At 69.4% G+C, this 7,797-nt stretch carries 7 protein-coding genes and 1 pseudogene; 4 read left to right on the forward strand and 4 right to left on the reverse strand.

The features are described from left to right. Window positions 1–9: 9 nt before the first annotated feature. The 4 genes from VH969_RS06475 to VH969_RS06490 all read right to left on the reverse strand — a co-directional run bounded on the left by VH969_RS06475 (window position 10) and on the right by VH969_RS06490 (window position 5,073). Window positions 10–2,226: a translocation/assembly module TamB domain-containing protein gene (locus tag VH969_RS06475; RefSeq protein WP_331971899.1), complete on the reverse strand. Its 2,217-nt coding sequence runs from the start codon at window positions 2,224–2,226 to the stop codon at window positions 10–12. A gap of 112 nt (window positions 2,227–2,338) precedes the next feature. Further along, a complete protein-coding gene (locus VH969_RS06480) occupies window positions 2,339–3,139 on the reverse strand; it encodes an amino acid ABC transporter ATP-binding protein (protein WP_331971902.1) in 801 nt (266 codons plus the stop codon). Then, window positions 3,136–4,080 (reverse strand): amino acid ABC transporter permease, encoded by a 945-nt coding sequence (locus VH969_RS06485; protein ID WP_331971905.1) that lies wholly within the window; start codon window positions 4,078–4,080, stop codon window positions 3,136–3,138. Before VH969_RS06485 ends, VH969_RS06480 begins: the two co-directional genes overlap by 4 nt. Window positions 4,081–4,083: 3 nt before the next feature. Further along, complete coding sequence (locus VH969_RS06490; RefSeq protein WP_331971908.1) at window positions 4,084–5,073, reverse strand: ABC transporter substrate-binding protein; 990 nt, start codon at window positions 5,071–5,073, stop codon at window positions 4,084–4,086. Window positions 5,074–5,270: 197 nt separating this feature from the next. Between VH969_RS06490 and VH969_RS06495 the strand changes: the two genes are divergently transcribed. The 4 genes and pseudogenes from VH969_RS06495 to VH969_RS06510 all read left to right on the forward strand — a co-directional run. After that, window positions 5,271–5,675, forward strand: a complete 405-nt coding sequence (locus VH969_RS06495; RefSeq protein ID WP_331971911.1) for a hypothetical protein — start codon at window positions 5,271–5,273, stop codon at window positions 5,673–5,675. Between the two features lie 2 nt (window positions 5,676–5,677). Continuing rightward, window positions 5,678–6,316, forward strand: a complete 639-nt coding sequence (locus VH969_RS06500; protein ID WP_331971914.1) for a DUF3558 domain-containing protein — start codon at window positions 5,678–5,680, stop codon at window positions 6,314–6,316. Between the two features lie 37 nt (window positions 6,317–6,353). Further along, on the forward strand, window positions 6,354–7,580 hold the full coding sequence (locus VH969_RS06505; RefSeq protein WP_331971917.1) for a hypothetical protein: 1,227 nt from the start codon (window positions 6,354–6,356) through the stop codon (window positions 7,578–7,580). Window positions 7,581–7,584: 4 nt separating this feature from the next. Then, a pseudogene (locus VH969_RS06510) lies at window positions 7,585–7,797 on the forward strand (hypothetical protein); the annotation flags it as partial.

The following is a 7,797-nucleotide window of genomic DNA, read 5'->3' on the forward strand; positions in this document are numbered from 1 at the left end:
CGGTGGAGGCTAGCTCGAGCGGCGCAACATCCGGGTCACGCCGGCGGCCACGGTCGTCGCGAGGATCCAGCCCGCCGCGATCAGGCCCGCGGTGACCCACTGGGACGCGCCGTGCAGCTGCCAGCGGTTCTTGAACCCGAAGTCCACGATCGGCACCAGCTGGTCGATCGTGAACAGGAACGGGTTCCACACGAGATGATCGTCCGCGTTCGCCACCGGTGGCGGCGGCTGGGTCGCGAACCAGACCGAGCCGAGCACCAGCAGCAGCGTCAGCGACAGCAGCGCCCGCATCGGCCGGTACCCGTAGCCCACGACGTACCGCTGCAGCAGGCTCCAGAACCGGACCGTCGGCCCGAGCACCCGATAGCCCTCGGCCAGCGCGTTGTACCGCCACCGCTGCTTGGCCATCAGCACGGTCGACGCGTGCTCCTCGTTGCCGCTCGCGCGCAGCATCGCGGCGAACTGGTCGTACGGGCCCGGCCGGTAGCTGCCGCCCATCGCCTTGCGCAGCAGGCGAAGGCGGCGGGTGATCTGCGCGTCGTCGTCCAGCTCGATGGGCACCGCGAGCGCGTCGTAGCGGAAGTCGTCGAGCTCGATGTGCCCGGTCGCGTCCCAGAACTTGTCGTTGTCCCGCAACGACGCGCACCGCGCGTGTCGCAGGTTCACCTTGCCGCGTGGCGGGATCGCGACATCGAGCCGGAGCTCCTGGGTGACCAGGCCGAACGCGTTGATCGCCGTGCCGTTGAGCAGCGAGCCGACCTCCGCGCCCTGGAAGTTCGTCTGCCGCCCGATCTCCGCGCGCCGGATCCGGATCTCACCGTGCGCCGAGAACGCCTGGTTCTCCCGCTCCCCGATCGCGCACACGAGGTCGCGGCCGATCTGCGCCGAGCGCAGGTCCACCGACGGCTTGCGGGAACGGTCGCGCCGGTACCGGCCGGGCGAGACGAACCTGCTGGCCCGCAGGTCCAGGTTCGCGCCGATCGTCGCCTCGGGCAGCAGCACCGAGCCGAACACGGTCGTGCCGCGTGCGTCGAGGTTGCCCCCGGTCGCGAACCGCCGCCCCTCGACGACGTCCCCGTTGCGGTTCGCCAGCACCGCGCCGTCGAGGATCACGCTGCCGCGCGACGTCACGTCCACGACCCGCAGCTGACCGGCGATCCGCGCCCCACGCGCGTCGATGCCGCCGTCGACCTGCGAACCGTCGAGATGCAGCGCCCGGTACGGGTACGGGCCGGGCTGGTCCGGACCCGGCCGCTCCGCGAACGGCTCCGCGCCGTCGGACAGGTCGATCGTCGCGCCGGTGAGCCGCATCGAGCCGCCGATCCGCGCGTTCACCATGCGGATCGTGCCCGTGGACTCGAAGCCCTGGTCGAGGTCGACGTTGCCGGACACCTGGAAGCGGTCCGCGATCAGCGAGACCCGCGGGTCGAAGAACCGCTCGTTGCCCTGTTCGCGCTCGCTGGCCTCCGTGGCCGGCACGAGCTTCGCGCCGCGCATGGAGAAGTCGCTCTCGATGCGCGCGCTCGGCAGGTAGAGCCAGCCACTCGCGATGAAGCGGCGCTTCTTGCTCCGCACGCACTGCAGGTTCCCGCCGACCTGCAGGCCGTTGCCGTCGAGCGCGAAGTCGTCCGGGTTGTGCAGCACCGCGCCGGCGAGGTTCACGTTGCCGCCGGTGCGCACGCCCGGCAGCCGCAGCTGGCCGTTGACCTCGATGTTCGCCGCCAGCATCGCGCCGTCGAGCTGCAGGCGGTCGGCGTGCAGCGCGTACCCGCCGACGTTGTCCAGCCGCGAGTCGGTCAGCTCCAGCGAGCCGGAGATCTCCGCGTCGGTCAGGTCGAGCCGGCCGCGTACCCGGGTGCCGCCGATGAACCGGACGTCGTTGTCGCTGTAGAGGTTGTGCCCCTCCAGGCCCGGCAGCCAGCACTCGTAGAACTCGCAGCCGTTGAGCTTGGTCTGCCGCACGTCCGGCGGCGAGTCGAAACGGCAGCGGACGAACTCCAGCAGGTGCGGGAACTCGACCGCGCGCAGGTCTACGACGCCCACCACGTACATGTCCGAGAACCGCAGCACCGGCGGGGTCGTCGATCTGCGCCGCATCCGCCCGCCGGTGCCCGGCTCGAACTCGAAGATCTGCCGGACGACTTCCTCCGCCCGTACGGTCGCCCAGGCGGGTGGCTGCGGGTCGAAGGGATCCAGCCAGCGGCCGGACCGGTCATCGTCGGTCATCACATGCCCCCATGCACGAGAAAGGTCCGTCGGGTGCGACGGATCATGGTGACGCACGGTTCCCGGCCGGCCGCGCGCAGTCCATCCTCGCGCGACCGTCCGGGACGGGTCCCTAGATCAGGACCTTGCCCAGGAAGGACTTCGTGCGCTCGTGCTGCGGGTTGGTGATCACGTCCCGGGGCTTGCCCTTCTCGACGACCACGCCGCCGTCCATGAACACCAGCGAGTCACCGACCTCGCGGGCGAAGCCCATCTCGTGGGTGACGACGACCATGGTCATGCCGTCCTCGGCGAGCTGGCGCATGACCGCGAGCACCTCGCCGACGAGCTCCGGGTCGAGCGCCGAGGTGGGCTCGTCGAAGAGCATGAGCTTCGGGTCCATCGCGAGCGCCCGCGCGATCGCGACGCGCTGCTGCTGGCCGCCGGAGAGCTCGCGCGGGTAGGCCTTGGCCTTCTCCGCGAGACCCACCCGCTCGAGCAGCTCGAGCGCCCGCTGCCGCGCGGCGGCCTTCCCCTGACCGCGGACCTGAACCGGCGCCTCCATGACGTTCTCGCACGCGGTCATGTGCGGGAACAGGTTGAAGCGCTGGAAGACCATGCCGATCTCGCGGCGCTTGGCCGCCACCTCGCGGTCGCGCAGCTCGTAGAGCTTCTCGCCCTTCTGCCGGTAGCCGACGAGCTCGCCGTCGACCCACAGCTTGCCGGCGGTGAGCTTCTCGAGGTGGTTGATGCAGCGCAGGAACGTCGATTTGCCCGACCCGGACGGGCCGATCACGCACATCACCTCGCCGGGCATGACCTGCAGATCGATGCCCTTGAGGACCTCCAGGCGGCCGAAGTACTTGTGCACGCCCTCCGACTTGACCATCGGCGTGACGGTCTCGGCGGCCTCCGTCGCTTCCGTGTCGGTCATGCCATCCCCGATTTCGCCCGGCCGAACCCGAACACGCCGCCCTGGCGGGAGGGCACCGTGCCGCGGGAGTACCGGCGCTCGATGAAGTACTGGGCGATCGACAGCACCGACGTCAGCACGAGGTACCAGATGCTCGCCACCACCAGCAGCGGGATCTGCTGCAGGTTGCCGCCGTAGATCAGCTGGGCCTGCGTGAACAGGTCGCCGACCGCGACCACGCTGGCGATCGAGGTGGTCTTGAGCATCGAGATCGTCTCGTTGCCGGTCGGCGGGATGATCACCCGCATCGCCTGCGGCAGCACGATCCGGCGCAGGATCTTCAGCCGGGTCATGCCGAGCGCCTCGGCCGCCTCTGTCTGGCCGGCGTCCACCGACAGGATGCCCGCCCGGACGATCTCGGACATGTACGCGGCCTCGTTCAACCCGAAGCCGAGCACGACGCCGACGAAGATCGGGATGAGCAGGTTCGCGTCGAAGTAGAGGAACTCCGGCCCGAACGGGATCCCTATCGAGATCACCGGGTACAGGATCGCGATGAACGACCAGAAGATCACCTGCACCAGCACCGGCGTGCCGCGGAAGAACCAGGCGTAGAGCCACGCGATCGTCGAGACGATCGGGTTCGGGGACAGCCGCATCACCGCGATGATGATGCCCAGCACGATGCCGATGACCATGGCGAGCGCGGTCAGCTCGATGGTCAGAAGAAGACCCGACAATATGCGGGACGAGAACATGAAGTGCCACACCACGTCCCAGCGCCAGGCCGGGTTGGTCAGCAGGCTGTTGACCAGCATGGCGGCGAGCACGAGCAGCACGGCGGCCGCCACCCACCGCCCTGGGTGGCGGACCGGCACCGCGACGATCTTCTCCGGCGGCGTGCGTTCCGCCGCCGGGGGTTCGACCTCCGTCTTTACCGTCCTATCCGGACCGTCGGCCATGACTCAGTAGATCGCGCCGTTGATCTTGGATTCCTTGACGCCTCCGGTGAGGCCCCAGTTGTCCAGGATCTTCTGGTAGTTGCCGTCGCTGATGAGCTGCTGCACCGCGCCCTGGACGGCCTCCTTCATGCCGGCGGCCTTCTTCGGGATCGCGATGCCGTACGGGGCGGCGTCGGTGTCCTCGCCGACCTTCTCGAACGCGTTGCCGGTCGTCTTCACCGCGTAGTTCACGACGGGGGTGTCGGCGAGGTAGGCGTCGATCCGGTTGGCCTGCAAGGCCGCGTTGACGTCGGTCTGCTTCGGGAAGCCCTGGCCCTTCGGCGGCTCCTTGCCCGCGTCGGAGCAGGCCTTGACCACGGAGCCCTCGACGTCGGGCTTGGTCAGTTGGTCGAGCTGGGTCGTGCCGTTCTCGGCGCCGACCGTCTTGCCGCAGAGGTCCTCTGTGGAGTTGATGCCCTTGGGGTTGCACTTGCGGACCATGGTCGACGTGCCTGCCTCGAAGTAGGTGGCGAAGTCGACGGTCTGCTCGCGCTCCTTGGTGTCGGTGAAGGAGGACATGCCGAGCTCGTAGCGGCCCGCGTTCAGACCGGCGAGGATGCCGTCGAAGGAGGCGTTGACGAACTTCGTCTTCAGGCCGAGCACCTTGCCGATGGCGTTGCCGAGGTCGACGTCCATGCCGATGATCTCGTCGGAGCCCTCGAGGGTGAACTCGTTGGGCGGGTAGCTCGCGTCGGTCGCGATGGTCAGCGTGCCGTCGGCCTTGATGTTCGCGGGAACCTTGCCCGCGAGCGCGTCGTCAGCGGGCACGTCGACCGCGATCGGCTTGGGCGCCGGGACGTCGGACACCTCGCCCGGGGTGCACTCCGAGCCACCGCCGCCACCACCCCCGTTGTCCTGACTCTGGGGCTTCTCAGTGGTCGCACCACAGCCGGCCGCGAGCAAGGTCGCGGCACACAGCGCGGTGAGAACGGACAGTCGGGTACGTCGGGACACTTCTTCACTCCCTCGAGCCTTACGGTCTGAGTTCAGCGAATCCTGCCATTTGGTATGCCTGGCGGACAGCATCAGCATGTTACGGACGGGTCACCATGTCCGCTTCACCTGTACCGCTCCGTAACCGTCTGCGTCGAAACGCCCGATGGCGTACGCTCAGCTACCGCAGGTCACCGACCGCGACTGGGGGATCGACTTTGGACGGCGCACTTCACCGCGACCACATCCGCTCCGAACTGGGCGGCTTCTTCGGCCAGGGCCACGCGGAGGGCACGGTCACCACCGGCACCTTCGCCTACGACGAGGACACCCTGCGCGGCCTGGTCAAGGACTGGCTCGCGATAGCCGACCACTACCGCGAGTCGATGCGCGACGCGTCGAAGATGGCGCAGGTGGTCGGAGCGGGGACCGACTTCGCGAGCGCGGCGCACGCGAACGCGGCGAGCCACTCCGGCAAGTCGTACCTCTCCTACCTGCAGCAGAACCGCGACTACTGCACCCAGCAGGCTCAGCTGTGCCAGGACACCCTCGACAGCTACCTGGGCGTCGAGCACACCAACGTGTCCGAGATCAACAAGTCCGGTCCGAAGGCGGGGATCTGACGGTGCGCCGACTGATGTCGCTGGTCGCCTTGCCGCTATGCCTGGCACTCGCAGCGGGCTGCACGACGCGCAGCGAAGGCGAGCCGGCCCCGGCCACGACAGGGGTAGAGACCCCGGGTTCGTCCGCCACCGACGGCAGCGAGCCGAGCGCGGATCTACCGAGCGACGGTGCCCCGGCCGTGCCCGATCCGCTCGACACCACCGGCTTCCAGCAGGACCCGTGCCAAGCCCTCACGCGCGACCAGTCGGATGCGCTCGATGTGGGCCCGGCCGGGAAGCGGAACGACGGGCCGCTCGGGAACGGCTGTGAGTGGGCGAACGCCGAAACGCGTGGCCAAGCGGTCATCGAGTTCCTCGACGACGATCCACGTGGTCTCAGCGCGCTGTACCGCGCGAACAAGGACGGCAAGTGGGCTTACTTCGAGGAGCTCACGCCCATCGAGGGCTATCCGGCGGTCGCGCGCGACCTGCAGGACGACCGGAACGAGGGCTACTGCTCGATCGTCATCGGCGTGACCGACGAGGTCGCGTTCGAGACCTTTCTGCACCTCTCACAGCAGAACGTCGGCAAGAAGGACCCGTGCGAGGTTGCCACGCAGGTCGCCGGCATGGCACTGCAGACGATGAAGCGCGGGGCCTGACCGTGGCGCTGCAGATCGCGCGACAGGGGGAATGGACGTGACGGGGAAGCTGACCGGCGGGGGGCTCACCCCGCATGAGATTTACCAGCAGTTGACGGGTGGCCCCGGGTCCGGCTACCTCGAGGCGGCGCAGGGCGCCACCAAGGGCGAGTGGCGGCGTGAGGACGAGCGGGCGACCATGATTCGCAAGCTCGGCGAGAAGATCCGGATGGGATGGCAGGGCGCGGCCAGCGATGCGGCGTTCGGTGCCTCGCTGCCCTTGGCGCAGGCTGCCATGCGGGGGACCGACAAGTTGGACTCCGCGCAGGATTTGCTCGGCCGGCAGACCGGGTCGTTCCACGATGCGGCCAACAGTGTGCGGCCGGTGGCGGCGCGACCGCCGGAGAACGACGTCGCCAACGAGCTGATCCCCTTCGAGACCGACCTCGACAAGGAGATCAAGGCCTACCAGGCAGACGCCCAGCACAACATCGACGTCTACCACGGGTACGACAACGAGAGTCACTACAACGAGACCCACATGCCGCACGAGTACTCCTCGATCACGCACTCGGGTGGGACGATCACCGTGAAGTCGCCGGGCGAGGTGTCCACCGTGGATTCAGGGGACTTCTCCGGCGACGGTGGGCGAGATGGCGGGCCTGGTGGTGGGCCCGGTCCCGGTGGGTCGGGCCAGCCCGGCGGCGGAGCTCCAGGCGGAGCGTCGGTCGGTGGGCCGCCGGGTGGTGGGTCGTCTACCGGGACCGCTGGCCAGACGGCGCCCAGCCAGGTCGGACCTGCTGTGTTTGCGCAAAGCCCTGCGGCTTCCGCAATGCCGGGTAGTGGGACTGCGCCACCTGGCGGGTTCTTCCCCGGCGGGGCGTTTCCAGGCGGATCCGGCGGCCGACCGGGCGGGCCTGGCGGCAGACCGGGAGGCTCGTCCGGCGGATTCGGTGGGCGTGGGCCCAGAGGAGGCCTTGGTGCCGGATCCGGTTCGGGCGGCGGTGTCGGTGGTCGTGGTGGTGTGTCCGGGCCGGGCGGTGGCGCGGGTGCCGGAGCGCTCGCTGCCGAGGAGGCCGCCATCCGGCGTGGGGCGGCGGCCGGGCCTGGTGCGCGGGGTGCGGCCGGGATGCCCATGGGGGCCATGGGCGCGGGCCACGGCAAGGGCGACGACGACGAGGAACACGACCGGAAGACCATGATCGAGTCGGGTGGGGAGGACGTGTTCGGGAGTGACGTCCTCACCGCGCCGCAGGTCATCGGGGACGACGAGTACGAGGACTAAGCCCATGTCCGGGGGGACGTTGCGCGACAGACGCGGGGTCGAGCTGCCGGTGCTAGCGCTGGTCAGCCTGCTGCGCCGGGAGAATCTCGGTGACCCGCACGCGATCTTCGCCGGCGGGGAGCGGTACGTCTCGCCGCGGTTCGCCGACGAGGCGGCCGCCTTGCTGCGCCACGAGCTCGCCGATGCGGGGCTCGGCGGCCGCGACGTGCTCGACGAC

It is taken from the genome of Actinophytocola sp., assembly GCF_036555685.1.
GTDB lineage: Bacteria > Actinomycetota > Actinomycetes > Mycobacteriales > Pseudonocardiaceae > Actinophytocola.

Bases quoted from the DNA above. Each gene is read 5' to 3' on its own strand.
- VH969_RS06475 (WP_331971899.1), bottom strand. From the start codon at position 2,226: ATGACCGACGATGACCGGTCCGGCCGCTGGCTGGATCCCTTCGACCCG.
- VH969_RS06480 (WP_331971902.1), bottom strand. From the start codon at position 3,139: ATGACCGACACGGAAGCGACGGAGGCCGCCGAGACCGTCACGCCGATG.
- VH969_RS06485 (WP_331971905.1), bottom strand. From the start codon at position 4,080: ATGGCCGACGGTCCGGATAGGACGGTAAAGACGGAGGTCGAACCCCCG.